Source organism: Streptomyces sp. NBC_00461 (genome assembly GCF_036013935.1).
In the GTDB taxonomy this organism is placed as follows: Bacteria; Actinomycetota; Actinomycetes; order Streptomycetales; family Streptomycetaceae; genus Streptomyces.
Window position 1 is genome coordinate 8,967,176 of sequence record NZ_CP107902.1, and the last position, 18,893, is coordinate 8,986,068.

The 18,893-nt window shown below is 69.9% G+C and carries 17 protein-coding genes; 9 read left to right on the top strand and 8 right to left on the bottom strand.

All coding sequences use genetic code 11. The annotated features are described in order from the left end of the window. Positions 1 to 7: 7 nt before the first annotated feature. Together OG870_RS41540 and OG870_RS41545 are read right to left on the bottom strand one after the other, a co-directional pair. Positions 8 to 373, bottom strand: coding sequence for an ankyrin repeat domain-containing protein (locus OG870_RS41540; protein ID WP_266592646.1), 366 nt, complete (start codon positions 371 to 373; stop codon positions 8 to 10). Next, positions 370 to 2,679, bottom strand: coding sequence for an FdhF/YdeP family oxidoreductase (locus OG870_RS41545; protein WP_266592648.1), 2,310 nt, complete (start codon positions 2,677 to 2,679; stop codon positions 370 to 372). Before OG870_RS41545 ends, OG870_RS41540 begins: the two co-directional genes overlap by 4 nt. A 156-nt stretch (positions 2,680 to 2,835) precedes the next feature. Between OG870_RS41545 and OG870_RS41550 the strand changes: the two genes are divergently transcribed. The 4 genes from OG870_RS41550 (at position 2,836) to OG870_RS41565 (ending at position 6,339) form a co-directional block, all read left to right on the top strand. Then, positions 2,836 to 3,750 (top strand): LysR family transcriptional regulator, encoded by a 915-nt coding sequence (locus OG870_RS41550; RefSeq protein WP_266531132.1) that lies wholly within the window; start codon positions 2,836 to 2,838, stop codon positions 3,748 to 3,750. Positions 3,751 to 3,985: 235 nt separating this feature from the next. After that, positions 3,986 to 4,765 (top strand): SDR family NAD(P)-dependent oxidoreductase, encoded by a 780-nt coding sequence (locus OG870_RS41555; RefSeq protein WP_266592174.1) that lies wholly within the window; start codon positions 3,986 to 3,988, stop codon positions 4,763 to 4,765. A gap of 128 nt (positions 4,766 to 4,893) precedes the next feature. Then, positions 4,894 to 5,706, top strand: coding sequence for an SGNH/GDSL hydrolase family protein (locus OG870_RS41560; RefSeq protein WP_266592176.1), 813 nt, complete (start codon positions 4,894 to 4,896; stop codon positions 5,704 to 5,706). A 24-nt stretch (positions 5,707 to 5,730) separates the two neighbouring features. Next, positions 5,731 to 6,339 (top strand): PadR family transcriptional regulator, encoded by a 609-nt coding sequence (locus tag OG870_RS41565; RefSeq protein WP_266531115.1) that lies wholly within the window; start codon positions 5,731 to 5,733, stop codon positions 6,337 to 6,339. Between the two features lie 104 nt (positions 6,340 to 6,443). On the opposite strand, the gene OG870_RS41570 is transcribed toward OG870_RS41565, so the two are convergent. Continuing rightward, entirely contained in the window at positions 6,444 to 6,926 is a 483-nt protein-coding gene (locus tag OG870_RS41570; protein ID WP_266531131.1) for an ATP-binding protein, read from the bottom strand. Positions 6,927 to 7,388: 462 nt separating this feature from the next. Here OG870_RS41570 and OG870_RS41575 point away from each other — a divergent pair, with 462 nt between their 5' ends. The 4 genes from OG870_RS41575 (at position 7,389) to OG870_RS41590 (ending at position 11,819) form a co-directional block, all read left to right on the top strand. Beyond that, positions 7,389 to 8,042, top strand: a complete 654-nt coding sequence (locus OG870_RS41575; protein ID WP_266531113.1) for a TetR/AcrR family transcriptional regulator — start codon at positions 7,389 to 7,391, stop codon at positions 8,040 to 8,042. 126 nt (positions 8,043 to 8,168) lie between these two features. Continuing rightward, positions 8,169 to 9,506, top strand: coding sequence for an acyltransferase family protein (locus OG870_RS41580; protein WP_266592178.1), 1,338 nt, complete (start codon positions 8,169 to 8,171; stop codon positions 9,504 to 9,506). A 111-nt stretch (positions 9,507 to 9,617) separates the two neighbouring features. Continuing rightward, on the top strand, positions 9,618 to 11,240 hold the full coding sequence (locus OG870_RS41585) for an MFS transporter (protein ID WP_327692040.1): 1,623 nt from the start codon (positions 9,618 to 9,620) through the stop codon (positions 11,238 to 11,240). Between the two features lie 72 nt (positions 11,241 to 11,312). Further along, positions 11,313 to 11,819: a MarR family winged helix-turn-helix transcriptional regulator gene (locus OG870_RS41590; RefSeq protein ID WP_266531107.1), complete on the top strand. Its 507-nt coding sequence runs from the start codon at positions 11,313 to 11,315 to the stop codon at positions 11,817 to 11,819. A gap of 64 nt (positions 11,820 to 11,883) precedes the next feature. On the opposite strand, the gene OG870_RS41595 is transcribed toward OG870_RS41590, so the two are convergent. Both OG870_RS41595 and OG870_RS41600 read right to left on the bottom strand, forming a co-directional pair. After that, positions 11,884 to 13,584, bottom strand: coding sequence for an acyltransferase (locus OG870_RS41595; RefSeq protein ID WP_266592182.1), 1,701 nt, complete (start codon positions 13,582 to 13,584; stop codon positions 11,884 to 11,886). Positions 13,585 to 14,013: 429 nt separating this feature from the next. Next, positions 14,014 to 14,307 (bottom strand): DUF1330 domain-containing protein, encoded by a 294-nt coding sequence (locus OG870_RS41600; RefSeq protein ID WP_266531103.1) that lies wholly within the window; start codon positions 14,305 to 14,307, stop codon positions 14,014 to 14,016. A 188-nt stretch (positions 14,308 to 14,495) separates the two neighbouring features. Between OG870_RS41600 and OG870_RS41605 the strand changes: the two genes are divergently transcribed. Next, positions 14,496 to 15,398 (top strand): LysR family transcriptional regulator, encoded by a 903-nt coding sequence (locus tag OG870_RS41605; RefSeq protein WP_266592184.1) that lies wholly within the window; start codon positions 14,496 to 14,498, stop codon positions 15,396 to 15,398. Between the two features lie 979 nt (positions 15,399 to 16,377). Here the strand turns inward: OG870_RS41605 and OG870_RS41610 are convergent. From OG870_RS41610 to OG870_RS41620, 3 genes are all read right to left on the bottom strand, one after another. After that, entirely contained in the window at positions 16,378 to 17,334 is a 957-nt protein-coding gene (locus OG870_RS41610; RefSeq protein WP_266592188.1) for a S66 peptidase family protein, read from the bottom strand. Between the two features lie 188 nt (positions 17,335 to 17,522). Beyond that, complete coding sequence (locus OG870_RS41615; RefSeq protein ID WP_266592190.1) at positions 17,523 to 17,708, bottom strand: hypothetical protein; 186 nt, start codon at positions 17,706 to 17,708, stop codon at positions 17,523 to 17,525. A gap of 412 nt (positions 17,709 to 18,120) precedes the next feature. After that, on the bottom strand, positions 18,121 to 18,888 hold the full coding sequence (locus OG870_RS41620; RefSeq protein WP_327692041.1) for a transposase: 768 nt from the start codon (positions 18,886 to 18,888) through the stop codon (positions 18,121 to 18,123). Positions 18,889 to 18,893 lie beyond the last annotated feature (5 nt).

Here is an 18,893-nt window from a genome sequence, read left to right on the forward strand (position 1 = left end):
GGAGCCGCTACGCGTCGCGTCCGCGTGACGAGGCCGCTCCTGCTGTGGTGAGTGGACCGGCGGTCTCGGGATGGGGCGCGCCGAGCGCCCAGTCGAGCGGGGAGCGGCCCGTCCCGTGGTCTTCCCGCAGGTTCGGATCGGCGCCGTACGCCGGTAACGCGCGCACCGTCTCGGTGTGCCCCCGGCATGCGGCCGCGCACAATGGCGTGCCCTCGGAGCCGAGTCCGCCGCTCTCGGTGTCAGGGACGGCTCCGGCCGCCATCAGCAGACGGGCGATCTCGGCTTCTCCGTTCACCGATGCCACATACAGGGGCGTGGTGCCCTCGCGGTCGCCCCGCGGGCGGCGGTGGTCGGGCCGGTTACCGGCCGTCAGGCCGAGGAGGCCGCCGACTGCGTGTCCGGCCGCTCCAGGCGGACGATCACGCTCTTCGAGGTCGGCGTGTTGCTGATGTCCGCGACGCTGTCGAGGGGCACCAGGACATTCGTTTCCGGGTAGTACGCGGCGGCCGAACCCGGCGGTGTGGAGTAGCCGACGACGCGGAAGCCGTCCGCGCGGCGCTCCGAACCGTCGGACCAGATGCTGACCAGGTCGACAAGGCTGCCGTCCGCGAGACCGAGGTCGGCGAGGTCCGCCGGGTTCACGAGGACGACGCGGCGGCCTCCCTTGATGCCCCGGTAGCGGTCGTCCATCGCGTAGGGAACCGTGTTCCACTGGTCGTGCGAGCGCAGTGTCTGCAGGACGAGGTGGCCTTTGGGCGCCTGGAGCATCGTGAAGTCGTTGACGCTGAAGACGGCCTTGCCGCTGGGCGTGCGGAACACCTTCTCGTTGACGGGGTTGGGCAGGCGGAAGCCGCCGGGGCGCCGCACCCGCTCGTTGAAGTCCTGGAATCCGTCGACGACTTGGGCGATACGGTCACGGACGAGGTCGTAGTCGGCCTCGAAGTCCGTCCAGGGGATGTCCGGTTCGCAGCCCAGGACCCTGTGGGCGAGGCGGCTGATGATGGACACCTCGCTCAGGAGGTGGGCGGAGGCGGGGGCGAGTCGGCCGCGCGTGGCGTGGACCTCGCTCATGGAGTCCTCGACCGTCATGAACTGCTCGCCGCCCGTCTGCACGTCCCGGTCGCTGCGGCCGAGCGTCGGCAGGATCAGCGCGGTGCGTCCGCACACCGCGTGGGACCGGTTCAGCTTGGTCGAAATGTGCGCGGTCAGACGGCAGTTGCGCATGGCGCGCTCGGTGGCGTCACTGTCCGGCGTGGCCCGGACGAAGTTGCCCGCGACGCCGAGGAAGAGCTTCGCCCGGCCGTCGAGCATGGCCCGGATGGAGTCGACGGAGTCCAGTCCGTGCGCTGTCGGCGCGGTGAAGTGGAACTCCCGGCCCAGCCGGTTGAGGAAGGCCTGGGGCATGCGTTCCCAGATGCCCATGGTGCGGTCGCCCTGGACGTTGCTGTGCCCGCGGACCGGGCACACGCCCGCGCCCGGACGGCCGATGTTGCCGCGCAGCAGAAGGAAGTTGACGACCTCCCTGATGGTCGGCACGCCGTGCTTGTGCTGGGTCAGGCCCATGGCCCAGCAGACGATGACACTGCGGCTGGCCAACACCCGCTCGTGCACCTGCTCGATCTCGTCCCGGCTCAGGCCGGTGGCTTCCAGGACGGCGTCCCAGGACGTTTCGCGGATGTGCTCGACGAAGGCGTCGTAGCCGGTGGTGTGCTCCTCGATGAACTCCCGGTCCAGGACCGTCCCCGGCTCCTTGTCCTCCGCTTCGAGGAGCAGCAGGTTCAGCGCCTGGAACAGGGCCAGGTCGCCGCCGGGCCGTATCTGCAGGAACTGGTCGGCGATGTCGGTGCCGCGGCCGATGACGCCGCGCGCCTTCTGCGGGTGCTTGAAGCGCAGCAGTCCCGCTTCGGGCAGCGGATTGACGGCGACGACCTGGCCGCCGCGGCGCTTGGTCTCCTCCAGCGCGGACAGCATGCGCGGGTGGTTGGTGCCGGGGTTCTGCCCGACGACGAAGACCAGGTCGGCGTTGTACAGGTCGTCGAGGCTGACGCTGCCCTTGCCGATGCCCAGGGTCTCGTTCAGTGCCGAACCGCTGGACTCGTGGCACATGTTGGAGCAGTCCGGCAGGTTGTTGGTGCCGAAGGCGCGCGCGAAGAGCTGGAGCAGGAAGGCCGGTTCGTTGGCCAGCCGCCCGGACGTGTAGAACAGCGCCTCGTCCGGGTGGGCCAGGCCGCGCAGCTCGTCGGCGAGCAGGTCCAGGGCCTCGTCCCAGCCGATCGGCTCGTAGTGGGTCGCGCCCTCGCGCAGCACCATCGGCTCGGTCAGCCGGCCCTGCTGGTTGAGCCAGTAGTCGGACTTTCGGCTCAGCTCGTCGACCGAGTGCTGCCGGAAGAAGTCCGCGGTCACCCGCCGCGAGGTGGCCTCGTCGCTGATGTGCTTCGCGCCGTTCTCGCAGTACTCGTTGCGGTGCCGCTGACCCGGTGCGGGCTCGGGCCAGGCACAGCCCGGGCAGTCGAAGCCCTTCGCCTGGTTGATGTTCAGCAGGGTCAGCGCGGTGCGCTTCGGCGAGGTCTGGCCCAGCGCGTACTTCAGGGCGTGGACGACCGCGGGGGCACCGGTGGCCCACGTCTTGGGAGCCGTCACGGACAGCTCGCCCTCGTCCGGTTCGTCGAAGTCCCGCATCGATGACCACGCCCTCTCCACTCGCAGCACACTCTTCGCCCGCGCGTCGGGCCAGGTCAAAGCGGAAGTTCCTATCGCCTGAGAGGCCACACCGATCACGGCACCGTGACGGAGGCCACCGGTGCCGTACGGGCCGGTGCGGTGGATCATTGGAACGTGCTGCTCCGCCAACTCGAGTACCTCGTCGCCCTCGCCCGCGCCCGCCACTTCGCGAAGGCGGCGGGGGCCTGCTACGTCTCCCAGCCGGCCCTGTCCGAGGGCATCCGGAAACTGGAGGAGGAGCTCGGCATCCCCCTGGTCCGGCGAGGGCGCAGGTTCGACGGATTCACACCGGAGGGCGAGCGTGTCGTCCTGTGGGCGCAGCGCATACTGGCCGACCGGGACGCGATGCAGGGCGAGATCCAGGCACTGCGAGCCGGGCTGAGTGGCCGGCTGCGCATCGGGACCGTCCCGACCGCGTCCACGGCGGTCGCGCTGCTGACCCAGCCGTTCTGCGCGGCCAACCCGCTGGCGACGGTCCAGGTCTTCGCCGACCTGCAGGCCGAGGACATCGTGAACAGGCTCCGGACGTACGAACTCGACGCCGCGGTGACGTACCACAGCTCCGTCGTGGCACACGACTTCAAGTTCGTCCCCCTGTACCGGGAACGCTACGTACTCCTGATGCAGCGCTCCGCCCCCGACGCGGGCCCCGCCGAGATCTCCTGGGAGGAGGCGGCCCGCTATCCCCTGTGCCTGCTGCACCCCATGATGCAGGGGCGCCAGGTCCTCGACGCGGTGTTCGAGGCGGTGGGCGCCGCCGTGACCCCGCGGGTCGAGACCGATTCGATCGCCTCCCTGTTCGCGCAGGTCAGAGCCGGTCAATGGGCGAGCGTCGTGCCGCACGCCTGGCTCCACGTCTTCGGCGTCCCCGCAGGCATGCACGCCGTCCCCCTGGTCAGCCCGGTCCGCACGGAACGCATCGGCCTGGTCCTCCCGGCCCGCGAGCCCGTCTCGGTGATCGGCCAGGCCCTCATCGACGCCATCGGTCAGGCAGGCGTCGCCGCGACACTGGAGAGGTTGCCCGACTGACCAGCCAGGTGCGCCGCCGCCTGCGACCTGGCTTCACAGAATGCCCACACGACCCCAAGCCGAACTTTAAACCTCAAGCGCTAGGCTCGCTTCCCCTCCCACAGGCACATGACCCCCTACATGAGGCGCCAACTCGGCTGCACCACCGCCTGAGAAACCGGCTCGGCCCTGACGGTCGTGCACGCCGGGTGGCCCGGGGCCGCGACACGGCGGGTGCTGTGTCTAGGGTGCGGAGATGACCTCGCAGACCTACCTCTCCGCATTGTTCTCGCTGGACGGCCGAGTCGCCGTGGTGACCGGCGGCAGTTCCGGCATCGGGCGGGCGATCGCCGGGGCCCTCGCCCGTGCCGGGGCGAGCGTCGTGGTGGTGGCGCGCAAGGAGGCGGAACTGGCCGCCACGGTCGATGAGTTGACGGCCGACGGCTGCCGGGCGGCCTGGGTGGGCGGCGACCTCGGCAGCCGCGACGGCGTGCGGGCGGCGGCCGAGAAGGCGGCCGAGGCCTTCGGGGAACCCGACATCCTCGTCAACAGCGCGGGCGTCAACCTGCGGCCGCCGATGGGGGAGTTGGGCGAGGAGGTCTGGGACACCACGATGGCGGTGAACCTGGAGGCGCCCTATCTGCTGGGCCAGCGCTTCGGACCCGGCATGGCCGAACGGGGCTTCGGGCGCATCATCCACATCACCTCCCAGCAGGCGCACCGGGCTTTCGTTCAGAGCGGCGCCTACGGGGTGTCCAAGGGGGCGCTGGAGTCGCTGGCCCGGTCACAGGCCGAGGCCTGGTCGCCGCACGGCGTCACCTGCAACACGCTCGTGCCCGGTTTCGTGATGACGCCGCTCAACGAGCGCCTGTCGTCCGACCCCGAGAAGGTCGCGGCCCTGGCCGCCCGCACGATGGTCGGGCGCAACGGCCTCGCCGAGGACTTCGCGGGCGCAGCCGTGTTCCTGGCGAGCCGCGCCTCCGCGTACGTCACGGGGCAGGCCCTCTTCGTCGACGGTGGATTGTCTGTTCACTGACGCAACTGTGAGCCGATGAGCAGCGCTTTCACCTCGGCCCGGCGCCCAGCTATAGTCAACAATGCGAATAGGCAATTAGTCCTCCCTTGTCGGCGTGACGCCGGCGGGGCGGAAGGCGGACGGTGCTCGTGGCAGACAACGGATATCTGCGGTACGTCGCCCTGGGCGACAGCCACACCGAAGGCGTCGGCGACGGCGACGACGTCCGGGGGCTGCGCGGCTGGGCGGACCGGCTCGCCGAGCACATCGCCGAGGAGAGTCGGGGGCTGCTGTACGCCAACCTCGCCGTGCGGGGGCGGCTGGCCGGGCAGGTGCGCGCCGGGCAGCTGGCGCCCGCCCTGGCGCTGCGGCCCGACCTCGCCACGGTCGTCGCCGGCGTCAATGACGTGCTGCGACCCCGGTTCGACGCGGACGAGGTCGCCGGTCACCTGGAGGCCATGTTCGCCGCGCTCACCGGGCAGGGCGCCCGTGTCGCGACGCTCACCTTCCCCGACATCGGCCGGATCGCCCCCTCGGCCCGGCTGCTCGCACCACGCGTCGTCGCCCTGAACGCCCGCATCCGGGAGGCGGCCCAGCGGCACGGCGTCGTGATGGTCGACTCGGCGCCCCACCCGGCGGTGACCGACGCCCGGATGTGGAGCGCCGACCGACTGCACGCCAGCCCGCGCGGCCACGCCCTCATCGCGGCCGCGGTCGCCCACGCCCTGGACCTCCCGGGCAGCGACGACAGCTGGACACGGCCCCTGCCTCCCGACGCGATGGCGCGCACCGGCCTGCGAGTCATCGGTGCCGAACTGCGCTGGGCCGGCGGCTTCCTGGGCCCCTGGATCGTGCGGCGGGTACGGGGCCGCTCGTCCGGCGACGGGCGCCTGGCCAAGCGGCCCGAGTTGCTCCCGGTGACCGCGTTCACGGAGGGCCTCGATAGTCGCCCTCTTGACTAATCAACAAGCTGATAAATTGGGCGAATGGCTCTGCGTAACGCGGTGATGGCCGCGCTTCTGGAGGGCGAGGCCTCCGGATACGACCTCGCGAAAGGCTTCGAGGCCTCGGTCGCCAACTTCTGGATGGCCACCCCCCAGCAGCTCTACCGCGAGCTGGAGCGCATGGAGAGCGAGGGGCTCGTCTCCGCCCGGGTCGTCCAGCAGGAGCGCCGCCCCAACAAGCGGCTCTTCTCGCTCACCGAGACCGGACTCGGGGTCCTGCGCGACTACGTCGGCGAGACCCCGGTCAAACCGCTGGCCCTGCGCGACGAGCTGATGGTCAAGGTCCAGTGCGTCGACATCGGAGACGTCGCGGAGTTCGACGCCGTACGGGCTGCGGTCGCCGAGCGCCACGAGCGGGCCACCGCCAAGCTGGCCCGCTACCGGCGCATGCAGGAGCGCATGCTGGACGGCCGCAGCGAGGAGGACTACCTCGCCACCGCCGAGCGCATCGGCCCCTACCTCACCCTGCTGGGCGGGATCGCCCTGGAGCAGGCGAACCTCCAGTGGGGCGAGACCGTCCTCGATCGGCTCGAACGGCGTTCCTCGGCACGCGGCGGCCCGGCGCTGGACCGCCCCGGTCTCCGCCGGTGACCTTTTGACCGGTCGACTTCCTGAGCGGTTTGTGCGGCAACCCGCGCAGCTCCAGGACGGCATGGCCGGCTGTCCTGGCATCGCACCTCGCAGGGGGTGATGTGCTACCTGCGCTGCGCCTGCGGAGCCTGGATCGTCGCACTCACCGATCTCGATGACGGCATGCCGGCGACGGAACGCGGACCCGGATGATGACGTACCACCGCCCAGACGGTCTTGCCCTGCCGCCCCCGGGGCCGTACTCCCCAGGTCTGGGCGAGCTGGTCGACGAGGTGCAGACCGCGCCCCTTCTCGTCGTCCGCCGTCGGCACCTCGTGCAGGACGGGCGGCGCGGAACTCTCGTCGGAGACGGCTATGAAACAGGAGCCGTCGGCCCGCGCCGTCACCGCCATCTCGAACTCGCGCTCAAGGATGGGTCCGTGACGGACGACGTTCGCCGCCAGCTCGGAGGCCAGCAGGACGACCCTCTCCGTCATGTCCTCACCCTTGCCGTACCCCCAGGCGGCCAGATGTTGCCGCACCCGGTACCGGGCGAAGCCGACCGAAGCCGGATGGCGGGGAAGCCGGAACGTCTCCCGTCTCAGCACACGCATCCCTCCCGATGACACCGAAAACGCTCGACACTGGAAGAAGCGCACAGTGACAGATGATTGTCACACCGCACACGATGCGCGGCTGAATCTGGCCATATCTGGACCGTCGGTAACGCGGGACGGCTGCCTGGCCCCGCTCGCGTCGAGGCGCCGTGACAGAAGTCCGGGCCGTGTCGAGCCGTCAAGAAGCAAGCAGCTCAAGGCTGGTGGGGGCCGGCGGCTTCGGTACTCCGGGACGCGGGTCCCGGTCACCGTGCCACCCCCGGGTGACCGTCCGGGCAGCTGTTCGTTCTCGGACAGAATGGCTGACGTGCGCGCTTCGGCCGGCGGCCGGCGCCTCCCCAGCCGTCGAACTCGGCGCCCGGACGCGGAACCCGCTGCGAGGTGCCGTGCCAAAATGGACCCGCCGTTCCTCCTGCTCAGCCGTCCCGCCGACACGTCCGCCGAGGTTGATCCGTGACCAAGCCCGCCGCCGCCCGTGAGCCGCTGCGCCGCAACTCGCGGTCGAACAGGGCACGCATCCTGGCCACGGCCCGACAGGAGCTCGGGCGCAATCCCGACGTCACCCTGGAGGAACTCGCGCGAGCCGCAGGTGTCGTACGGCGCACGCTCTTCGGTCATTTCCCCGGCCGCGCGGCCCTGCTGGAGGCACTCACCGAAGAGGCGTCCGAGACGCTGCGGCTGGCGCTCGTGCGCGGGGCACGGCCCGAGGAGCCGGCCGAGAGGGCGCTCGCTTACTTCGTGCTCTCCCTGTGGCCGGTGGGCGACCGCTATCGGATGCTGCTGGGGCTGGCCCGGCGTGACCTGGGTGCGGAGCGCGTGACCGAGGTCCTGGCCCCGGCCCGTGAGGTCGCCACGGCCATCCTGGCGCGAGGACAGCGGGACGGTGTCTTTCACTCGCATCTGCCGCCCGCCGTGCTGAGCGCGGGACTTGAGGGGATGACGGTCGCGCTGCTGGAGGATGTGAACACCGGGGCGCTGGAGGACGACGGGACCCGTACGGCCGTGGCCACGCTCATCGCGGCAGGCGTGCCGGAGAAGCGGGCGACCGCAGTGGTCGAGGAGGTCGCGGCGACCGTGCCGCCCGGGGAGCCCGTCCCGGAGGCGTGAGCCCCGCAGAGGTGAGGGCCCGGCAGAGGTGACGTCCGGTTCCGGGTGATCTCATACCGGGCACGGATCGGTTGCGGCCCGGACTTCTGGCCCTCTCGACGGCGGGGCTGCGGAAGCATGCGACGCATGAGCCGAGACCGCTACGTCGACTTCCTGCGTGCGTGGGCGATCGTCCTGGTCGTGCTCGGCCACTGGCTGATCACCGCCCTGATGCACGGGCCCGACGGCGAACTCACCGCGCCGGAGCTGCTGGCGCGTGTGCCCTGGACCCAGTGGCTGACCCTGCTGTTCCAGATCATGCCGCTGTTCTTCCTGGCCGGAGGTCATGCGGCGGGCGGCTCCTGGGTGCGGACACGCTCGGCGGGCGGTACGGCGGCCGGCTGGGTGGGGCGGCGGGCCGTGCGCCTGCTGCTGCCGACAGCCCTCTACAGCGGCCTGGTCCTGCTCGCCGTCGCGGTCTGCGCGGCGGTCGGCGCGGATCCGGGCACCCTCGCCCTCGTCGGGTGGGCCATGGCCATGCAGTTCTGGTTCCTGCCGGTGTATCTGCTCCTCAGCGCCCTGACGCCGGTGCTGCACGCGGCGCACCGGCGTTGGGGGCTCGCCGTCCCCGTGGCCATGGCCGCCTTCGCCCTGATCGCCGACGCGCTGGTTCTCACGGTGCACGCACCCTACGTCGGCCTGCTCGACCACGTACTCGTCTGGGGCGTCGCCTACCAACTGGGCTTCTGCTGGCGCGACGGCCTGCTGACCGAACACCGGCCGCTGCTGCCGGCGATGATGGCCGCGGGCGGCGCACTCGCCTACGCGGCGCTGGTCGCCGTCGGCCCCTTCCCGGTCAGCCTGATCCTGGTGACCGGTCAGACGCCCAGCAACACCGATCCGCCGTCCGCGGCGATGCTGTCCTGGGCGGTCGCCCAGGTGGGCGCCTGTCTGCTCGCCGCACCGGCGCTGCGGCGCGTCCTGGAACACGAGCGTGTGTGGCGGGTGGTGCGCCGCATGGGCGGCGTCAGCATGACGCTGTACCTGTGGCACATGCTGCCGGTGCTGGTGGCCGCCGCCGCGTTCTACCTCACCGGCCTCGCGCCCGAGCCCGCCCTCGGATCGGCGGACTGGTGGGCCCTGCGAGCGCCCTGGCTCCTGGTGCTCGGCGTCGTCCTGAGCGTCGCGGTGTCGGCGCTACGGCCGTGGGAGGGCAACCTGATCAAGTGGTACGAGCGGGCCCGCCCCGACACCGGCCCGTACCGCGTCTGGCTGCTGTGGCCGGGCCTGGCCTCCGGCGCCCTCGCCCTGACCCGCTTCGCCACGCGCGGCTTCGCCTACGACGGCCGATTCCCCGCGCTGCCCGCACTGGGCCTGGCCGCGGGCACGGCACTGGTACTGCTCCACCGGCGGCCCGCCGACGACAGCACCGAGCACCGCGAAAACGCCGAAGACGCCGAAGACGCGTTGGAGGAGGCGGCCTGACTCGGGCGCTGAGCCCGGCCGCGGTCACCGACCGGTGATATTTGCCCATCGATGAGCAACAAACTAGTCTGCACATCGATGGGCAATTAACTCGACCGCTAGGAGCCACCGATGCCCTCCCTTGCCAACACCCCCGTGGAGAAGATGGCCGGGCCCTACGCGCGGCGCTGGTGGGCCCTGCTGGTCCTGTGTCTGAGCCTGCTGATCGTGGTCATGGCGAACACATCGTTGATCGTGGCGGCGCCGGGCATGACGAAGGACCTCGGGCTGAGCAGCAGCGACCTGCAGTGGGTCATCGACGGCTACACCGTCCCGTACGCGGCGCTGATGCTGCTCCTGGGCTCGATCGGCGACAAGTACAGCCGCCGCGGCGCACTCGTCGCCGGCCTGGTGATCTTCGCCGGCGGTTCCGTGATGGGCAGCCTGGTCCACCAGACCGGCCTGGTCATCACGGCCCGGGCGATCATGGGTGTCGGTGCCGCGGTGGTGATGCCGGCCACGCTGTCACTGCTCGTCGCGATCTTCCCCAGGAGTGAGCGCGCCAAGGCCATCACGGCCTGGACCGCCACCTCCGGGCTCGCGATCGCCGTGGGCCCCCTGGTTGCCGGGTACCTGCTGGGGGACCACGCCTGGGGCTCCACCTTCCTGATCAACGTCCCCATCGCCGTCGCCGCGGTCATCGGCGCCCTGACGCTGGTCCCGCCCTCCAGGGCGGCGACGATGGGCCGTATCGACTACGTGGGCGGTCTGCTCTCCATCGTCTCCGTCGGCAGCCTGGTCTACGCGACCATCGAGGGCCCGCACTTCGGGTGGGGCGCCGGCCCGATCGCCGCCGCCGTGGTGGCAGGGCTTGGCCTGGTGGCCTTCGTCGCCTGGGAGTTGCGCCACCCGCACCCCATGCTGGACGTCCGCAGGTTCCGGCTGCGTCCCTTCAGCGGCTCCATGCTGGCGGTGCTGTTCTTCTTCTTCGGCACCTTCGGTGCGATCTACTACGCCACGCAGTTCCTGCAGTTCGTCCTCGGCTACGACGCCCTGGAGACCGGGGTACGGCTGCTGCCGCTGGCCGGTGCCGTCTTCGTCGGCGCCGCGATCACCGGCCGGCTGACGCCGAAGCTGGGGATGAAGCCGATGGTGGCGGCCGGCATGGCGATCGGCACGTTCGGCGTCTTCCTGCTCACTCAGATCGACAAGAACTCGACGTACACCGACTTCCTGCCGACGATGGCGCTCCTCGGCTTCGCGATCGGTCTGAGCGTGTCCCCGGCCACCGACACGATCATGGGTTCCTTCCCGGAGAGCGAGCTGGGCGTCGGCGGTGGAGCCAACGACACCGCGCTGGAGCTCGGCGGCTCCCTCGGCATCGCGATCCTCGGCTCGCTGCTCGGCACCGCCTACCGCGACAAGCTGACCGAGATGATCGGCGGCCACCTCCCGGCCGCCGCCCTGGACACCGCCAAGGACTCGGTGGGCGGCGGCCTGGCGGTCGCCGAAGAGGTCGCGAAGAACCCCACCGGCGGGGCGCAGCAGGCGCAGGCCCTGGTCGACGCCGTGCACGAGTCGTTCGCCCACGGCGTCGCCCGGACCAGTCTGATCGGCGGGATCATCATGGCCGCCGGAACGCTGATCGTCCTCGCGGTGCTGCCCGGCCGCCGGACGGCCGGCGAGGCCCGTACCGCGGAGCCGTCGGTGTCGGTTGAGGCGAGCCGGGAGCCGGAGTTCACGGACTCCCACTGACCACCGGGCGAACCGTGGCGCCACCGGGTTGAGTGATTGAAGGTTCAAACTAGTGGTCGGTAGAGTGTGCCCATGTCCACGACGCCACGCTGGCTCAACGCCGACGAACGACGGGCCTGGCTGGCCTACGTCGACTTCTCCACCCTGCTCGCCGACCATCTGAACCGGCAGCTGCGGCGTGACGCCGGTATGACGCACGCCGACTACAGCCTGCTCGCCCACCTCTCCTCCACGCCCGACGGTGTTCTCGGCATGTCCGAGCTGGCCCAACGGCTCAAGATCACTCGCAGCCGGCTCACCCACGCCGTGAACCGGTTGCGCGAAGTCGGCCTCGTGGACCGCAGGGAGGACCCTGACGACGGCCGCGGCCAGCTCGCCGTCCTCACCGACGGGGGCAAGGCCCTGCTGGAGCGGGCCGCCCCGGGACATGTCGACGCCGTGCGCCGGGCCGTGTTCGACGCGCTCACCCCGGAACAGGTACGGCAGTTCGCGGAGATCGGTGAAGCCATCAGCGACGCCCTGCACCGGGCCGAGAGTGCCGAGACCGACCCGGCGGTGCTGCCGTGGCGGCGCCGGTAGTGACCGGTAGTGGCAGGTGACAGGCGAGAGGCAACAGGCCTGCAGGAAGCGGCCGTTGGAGGAGCTAGATGTGCTGGCTGTCGAGGCCTGTGCGTGCCGGCTCGGGGCGGTGGACGCCGCGTGGCCGGTAGCCGAGGTCGTCGGAACGGCCCAGCAGGTCAGCGAGATACCAGATGATCGCGAGCCACATCTCGGTCCCTTGAAGACCCGGTTCGGGGCCGGGGCCCGTGGGCCCGAAGCCGAACCCCCGGCCGTCGTGCCAGCGGGGCAGGACGGCGGCCAGCTGCCCCTCGGCCCAGGCCCGGATCTCGGCCGTACGGTAGCCGTCGCCCCCGGAGCCCGCACCGAGCTGTCGGCTGCACAGCCACAAGGGGTGGATTACGTCCAGCACGTTGCAGGCGTTCTCCCGGCCCGCACCGAAGTGGCGGGAGTCGCGGGCGTGGTCCAGAACCGCGTCCACGACCCGCTCCGGATACGGCACCGGCAGCCCGAACTGGGCGAAGGAGCCGCGCGTCAGCCGGTAGTAGCCGTTGACGACCTGCAACCGCCCGTCCTCGGGCGACGCGCTGCCCCACATGCCGGTCCACGGGTCGGCCCGGGTGACCAGCCAGCCGAACAACGCTTCCGGCGCACCGCCGTCCTGGCCGCCGCTCCCGTCCCCGTGCCGCAGATTCCAGTGCACGGCCGTGGCCCAGGCGTCGATCCATGCACCGGCACCCCACACGCCGTCGCGCCACGGCAACTCCTCGACCCGCGTGATGAGTTGACGTGCCGTCATCTCTCGTGCCCCGCGCACCGGATGACGGAAGGAGGCGCCCAGCAGGTCGAGCGCGTAGCCGACCGACAGGATGTGGTAGAGCGCGGCACCCTCACCGATGAAGCCGTCGTCGTCCGCCGCAGGCGCCGGTTCGCCCAGTTCCGGCACCAGACCGGTCTGCGGATCCTGCGCGGTGTGCAGTCGCCGCACATGCTCGTCGGTGGTCAGCTGCTCGGGCGCCGAGCCCAGCAGCAGGCCGGCGATCTCCACGGCGTCGCAGTGCGCCCGCACGGTGGGTGTCCTACCGGGACGGTCGACGTACCGCTCGCCGTCCCAGCAGCGCGCGAGGATGTCGGCCGCCTGCGCGCGGGCGGTGTCGGCGAACCGGGTCAGCGGGCCTTGGGGAGCCGGAGCGGTGGGAGTCGTGGTGGGGGAGTCCCGGCGGTCGCGGAGGGGACGTGCCGGATTCCCGGCCGCCACCGTCCACGCCGGGAGATCCTTGGTGACGACGGCTCCCGCGCCGATGACGCAGTGGTCCCCGATGGTCACCCCGTCCACCACGACCACGTGCGAGCCGATCCACACGTCGTCCCCGACCTTGATCCCCCTGCTGCTGAGCGGCTGTTGGAAGACCGGACGATCGGGTGCCATCGAATGGTTGAAGCCGAGCAGGGACGTGTGCGCGCCGATCCGTACGCCGTCGCCCAGCACGATCGTGCCCCGCACCGTGGTGAACGGGTTCAGCGTGCAGTCCGCTCCGGTGGTCAACTCCCCGGTGACATAGGCGTGCGCGGCGATGTACGAGTGGTCGCCCAGGCGCAACCGGTCCGGGAACACCGCCGCGGAATGGGCGACGTAGCACCGTTCGCCGATCCCGCTGTCCCCGCCGACTGCTTGCTGCCGCGCCCGCTGGGCATGCCGCTGCTCCTCGCTCGCGGCCTCGGCGAACAGCCACGGACAGTGGTCGAAATGCCGTACAGACGCGTCCTGTTGGTGATCCAGATCCATGAGCCGAACGGTAGGCAGCCAGACGCCCGCCGGGAAGGGGCCGTAGTGGGAAGCATGACTGTCAGAGGCTCGCCGTACTCTCCGGCAGATGACCCTGGAGCGGCTGCTGCACCCGCAGGTGGCGCTGAACCCGCCGTTGGCCGCCGAGGTGTGGGTCTTCGACAGCACGCCGACGCAGGTCCTGCTGGTGCGGCACCGCCGGCGGGAATGGGTGCCGCCCGGCGTTCATTGGGCAAGTCGGTTGTCGGGCAATGATGTGTCGGCTGCCCCGAACTCCGCCTCGCGGCCCGCCCGACAGGGATCAGGCCGTCGAGGACGTCGACGACGAACTGGGACGCGGGGCATGGCTTCGAACTCGTCTCGTGAGTCGTCGTTCAGCACCGTGTACGTATCAGGTGACGGATGCTCAGCGATGGCTGGGCCCGCCGGTCAGTCGATGCCTTCGATGATGCGGAAGTCGCGCTCGAAGCCGTCGGGGAGGGCCACCAGCGCCTTCTGGTATGCCTCGCTCTCGTATGCCGCGACGGCCTGTTCAAGGCTGTCGAACTCGATCAGAACGACGCGTTGCGTGATTCCGGCCTCGTGGGCGACGACTCGACCGCCACGGGACAGGACGCGCCCGCCCCCAGCCTGGACAGCCGGACGGGCCAGCTTGCCGTAGGCAGTCAGCGTCTCAGGGTCCGAAATGGCGGGGTAGACACTGACCCAGTAGCCCTTAGCCATGGAAACCTCCTGTGTTCGGCCGGACACGTCCGCCTTCGAAGTGACACTCAGATCGATCGATCCCGGCGACGGGTATTGCGGTCAGTTGGATCGTCATATGCGCAGGTTAGGGCTTGCTGTGCGGTCGAGGGAAAGACCGGTACGGGATAGACTCAGAACGGATCGTTATCAATCGGCAGGGAGGGCATGTGGCGCCGGATACGGTGAGCCTGCGGTACTTCCTGGTGCTGGCGCAGGAGTTGAACTTCACCCGCGCGGCCGCGCAGATCGGTATCGCACAGCCGGCACTCAGCGCCCGGATGCGCCGATTAGAGGCGGAACTCGGTACGGCCCTGCTGGTCCGCAACACGCGTAGCGTCGTATTGACCACGGCCGGTGCGGCTTTGGCGGAGTCCGCGCCGCCCGCGCTGGCGGCACTGGACCGGGCGTGGGACACCGCCCGAAGCGCGGCGGTCGGTGAACTGGGCACGCTGCGCATCGGATACAGCCTCAGCACCGGGGCCGAGACGGTACCGGCCCTGGTGGACAGGCTGATTCGCGGCAACAGCGGACTCGAGGTCGGCGCGGTCCCGATGGCGACACCGGAGATCTCCCCCGCGGTCGCCGACGGCCGCATCGATGCCGGGATCACCCGCGGTGAACAGCCGGGCCGTGGCGTGCGCCGATTCCTGCTGCGGCGTATGCGCATCGGGGTCCAGCTGGCGCAGCACCATCCGCTGGCCGAACACCCGGAGATCGAGATCGCCGACGCGGCCGCGTATCCGCTACGGCTCCCGGACCGTGCGGCCAACCCCGTGATCCACGATCAGCTGTCCGCACTGTTCCGAGACGCCCGACCACACCCCCGATTCCACACGCCCGCAGTCTCTTTCGACATGTCTCAGCGCGACCTGCGCGACGGGGTCACCCTCGCCCCGGCCGGAGAAGCCGCGGCCACGGCATCACCGGCCGGTCTCACCTGGCGACCGCTGCGAGGCGCGCCCAGCCTGACGATCCACCTGGTCCTCCCACGCGAGCAGTCGCCACTGCACCGTCGCATCCGTGCCGTCGCCAAAACCCTGGCGCGCGAGCTGCACTGGCTGCCGGACTGACGCGCAAGAGGTCAAGCGAGACGGACGCCTGCGGTGGCGAGGCCGAAGACCCTGCGCCCGGCGGACTTCGCGGTGATGACGACGACGGTGGTCTTGCTGAATGTCCGACACGACCAGCCGACACCGAACCGGACAAGCACGGGTAACCGGCGGGAACGCCCGCCGTCCACGGCGTCCATGACGTCGGTCAATGCTTAACGCCAACCACTGTTCCATTGCTCTTACCGACGCCAATTGCATCGGATGCGAATAGGCGACACCCGTCCTGGAAGCGGGCTCAGAACCGAATAGAAGCGGTCCCGCGAGGGGTGTTGGCCTCGCAAGTACGGTAGTGGTCTTGTCGGCGGACATCTGCGGGTCTCACTCCATCGAGCGATTGAACTGCGAAGACTCTCCCGAGTTGCAGCTGATGCGAAATTCTCGCGTCAGATGCGATAGACGGAGAGCAATGGCGGATGGGTGGGGATGGTCTCGTTCCAGGGTCTGCTCGGCTGCACCTGATTGACGGTCTGCCGCTGCTGCGGCCGGACGAGCAGACGACGTCACCGACGACGAGACCACCGTCATCGTCCAGTTGGGAGACCCGCCGTCCCTGCTGCCGGAGCCTGTCGCCGACCTGATGCGGGCATACATCCAGTCCACCAGACCTGCCCTACGCCAGCAGCAGAAGTTCACGGTGGCTCTTCCCCGGCCGCCGGCCCGGACAGCCGATGAACCCGGTCAGCCTCCAAGTCCATCTGCGTGAGATCGGCGTTCCTCCACAGCGTGACAGGGCCTCCACGATCCGACAGCTCCTCCTCCAGGCCGCGGCCCCCGTCATCGCGAAGGCACTCGGCACCACGACAAGACCGCCACCCGACTGGTCACCGAAGTCGGCGGCACCTGGAGCCGATACGCCCCCGGCGACCACACACGGTGATTGACTGGCCGATCAATCACCGCCGCGCGGGCCTTGCACGCTGGGTAAGGCGGTCGACGGTCAGGCGACGGCCGGCTGAACCGTCAAGGTTCCTTCGGCGGTGTCGAGCGTGGCCTGAGTGCCGAGCGGGATGGTCGGAGGATGCAGGCCGTGTCCGGCAGGGAGCCCGCCGAGAACAGGAACACCCAGGCGAGTCAGCCGGTCACGCAGGACGTCGGCGATGCCCCATCCCCCCAGGGTTGGATCATCGGCATCCTGGTCGAAGCCGATGAACTGGCCAAGTGCGACACCGCACAGCCCCTCCAGGGCCCCAGTACGGGTCAGCTGGGTCAGTGCGCGGTCGACCTCTCCCAGCCCTGTACCTCTCTGGTGTTCGAGAAAGAGGATCGCCCCCTCAAGGCTCGGCAGACCGGCTCCGGCTTCGGTGCGGATCACGTCAAGGTTGCCGCCGACCAAGACGCCGGTCGCGGTGCCCTCGACGGTGACCGCCGCGCTGGCTTGGCTGGTGTCCCGGTGGATGATCACGGGGTCAGTGGTCATCAGCGCGCGGCGAAGGGCTTCGGCCGACGCCGGCCCGGACCAGTCGTCGCTCCAGTTGGCGAACGGGCCATGCAGCGAGGACAGACCGCATCGCGCCCACAGGGCAAGGTGGAGGTGGGTGATGTCGCTGAAGCCGACCAAGGGTTTTGGGTCGCGCCGCAGGGCGTCGATGTCCAGGTCGTCGACGATGCGGTATGCGCCTTTGCCGCCCCGGGTGGCAATCACCCCGCGGACTCCCGGGTCACCGAACGCGGAGTTCAGGTCGAAGAGGCGATCCTCATCTCGGCCAGCCATATACCCCCATTGGTCGAAGACGTGCTCGCCCAACTCGACCCGCAGCCCCCATGACGTCAGTAGCTCGACGCCACGGGCGACTCCTTCGCGGCTGGGTGGACTGGCTGGAGAGACGATCCGCACTCGATTCCCGGGCCGTAACCGCGGCGATTGCACGGTCTGATGACTGTCGCAGGTGTCCATGCCGGGATCTTCCTACACCCGCCGAGCCGAAGGTGCGCCGTCTACATCAATCACTACCGTCAATGCAGCCAGGCCGCCGTCAGCGAATACGCGACACCTGAACATGCGAGCTCACCAGTCCCGAGGCCGGGCCACTCACCACGGGCTGCCGATTCGGCTACCGTCCGTTGATCCTTCGCGGAGGCTGGTCAGGCGCGGGTGGGGTCGGTGGCGAAGTGTTCGGGGTGGGTGGCGCGGGTGTGGGCGACGGCGGAGATGGCGAACAGGTGCATGAGGTGGAGGGGGTCGGCGGTGTGGCGGGCCTCGTCGAGGATGCGGTCGACGCGCAGCCTGGTGGGGGTCAGGCCGGTGGGGACGATGAGCTCCCGGAGCATTGTTCACGGGCGGTCCGGCGGGGGCCGGCGGCGGTCACCCGGCTGACGATCAGGTGGGGGTTGTGCAGCGGGGCCAGCGCCGGGAGCGTTCGCGCAGCATCGCGTCGATCACCCTCATTCGGGCCGCCCGCGTCGACGTGCAGGGGGAAGACGGGTGACGTTGGCGGAACTGGAGTACGCACGGGTTCATGCATCGTCACCAGGGCTGTGATCGGGCGAAGCCAGCAGGTAGAAGACCAGTGTTCGAGGTGTCCCTCAAGGGTGTGAGATTCCCGCAATCACTCGCAGATTCCGCGAGCGACCTTCGTAATCTGCTGCTTCATGGGGGAATCCGAAACCCGTTCCCTAAGGGCCGTCCCGTAAATGATCTTTAGCGCGAGAGAGTGAGATCGGCTGACTGGCGGACCGCTCTCTATCCGGCGAGGGCGAGGTTGTGCAGGCGGGCGATGCCGCACATGGCGTGGTAGACACCGTCACCTTTGAGACGGCAGTCTCGCAGTATTTTCCAGCCCTTCATGCGCGCGAAGACGTGCTCGACGCGGGCGCGGACTTGTTTGTGAGACTTGTTGTGCTCCTCTTTCCATGCGGTCAACTCCTCGCCCTTGCGGCGACGGTGTGGCATCACCAGGCCGGTACCGGGGTAGTCGCCGTCGGCAATCGTCGTTGTGGCGCCGACAGCAGCCTTTGCACCGGATTCCTCCCACGCCTTGCAGTCGTTGCGGTTGCCGGGCACGGGCCGACCGACCAGGACGACGAGACGGGTATCGGCGTCGATGACGACCTGATGGTTGGTGGAGTACCGATAGTTCTTGGACTGCTCGGCCACCGTGTGGTCGCGGGTCGGCACCAGAGTGCCATCCACGATCAGCACGGCGTCCCTTGCAAACCGCTTGCGCGGCTGCAGCGCGAGCTTCGGCCCCAGGTCGTCGATGATGCGGTCGGCGGCCGACTTCGACACCCCGAACAACAGGGCGAGCTGGCGCATCGTCAAGTTGGTTCGCCAGTACGCCGCGACCAGCAGCGCCCGATCTTCCAGAGACAGGCTCCACGGCCGCCCCCTGCGAACCGCGTCTGCGCCCGCACGCCGCAGCACGGTCACCAGCTTGGCGAACTGGCGCGGGTTGAGCCCGGTGAACGGGGCTATCCAGGACGACTCCGACGCCGTGATCACACCAGCCACACCGT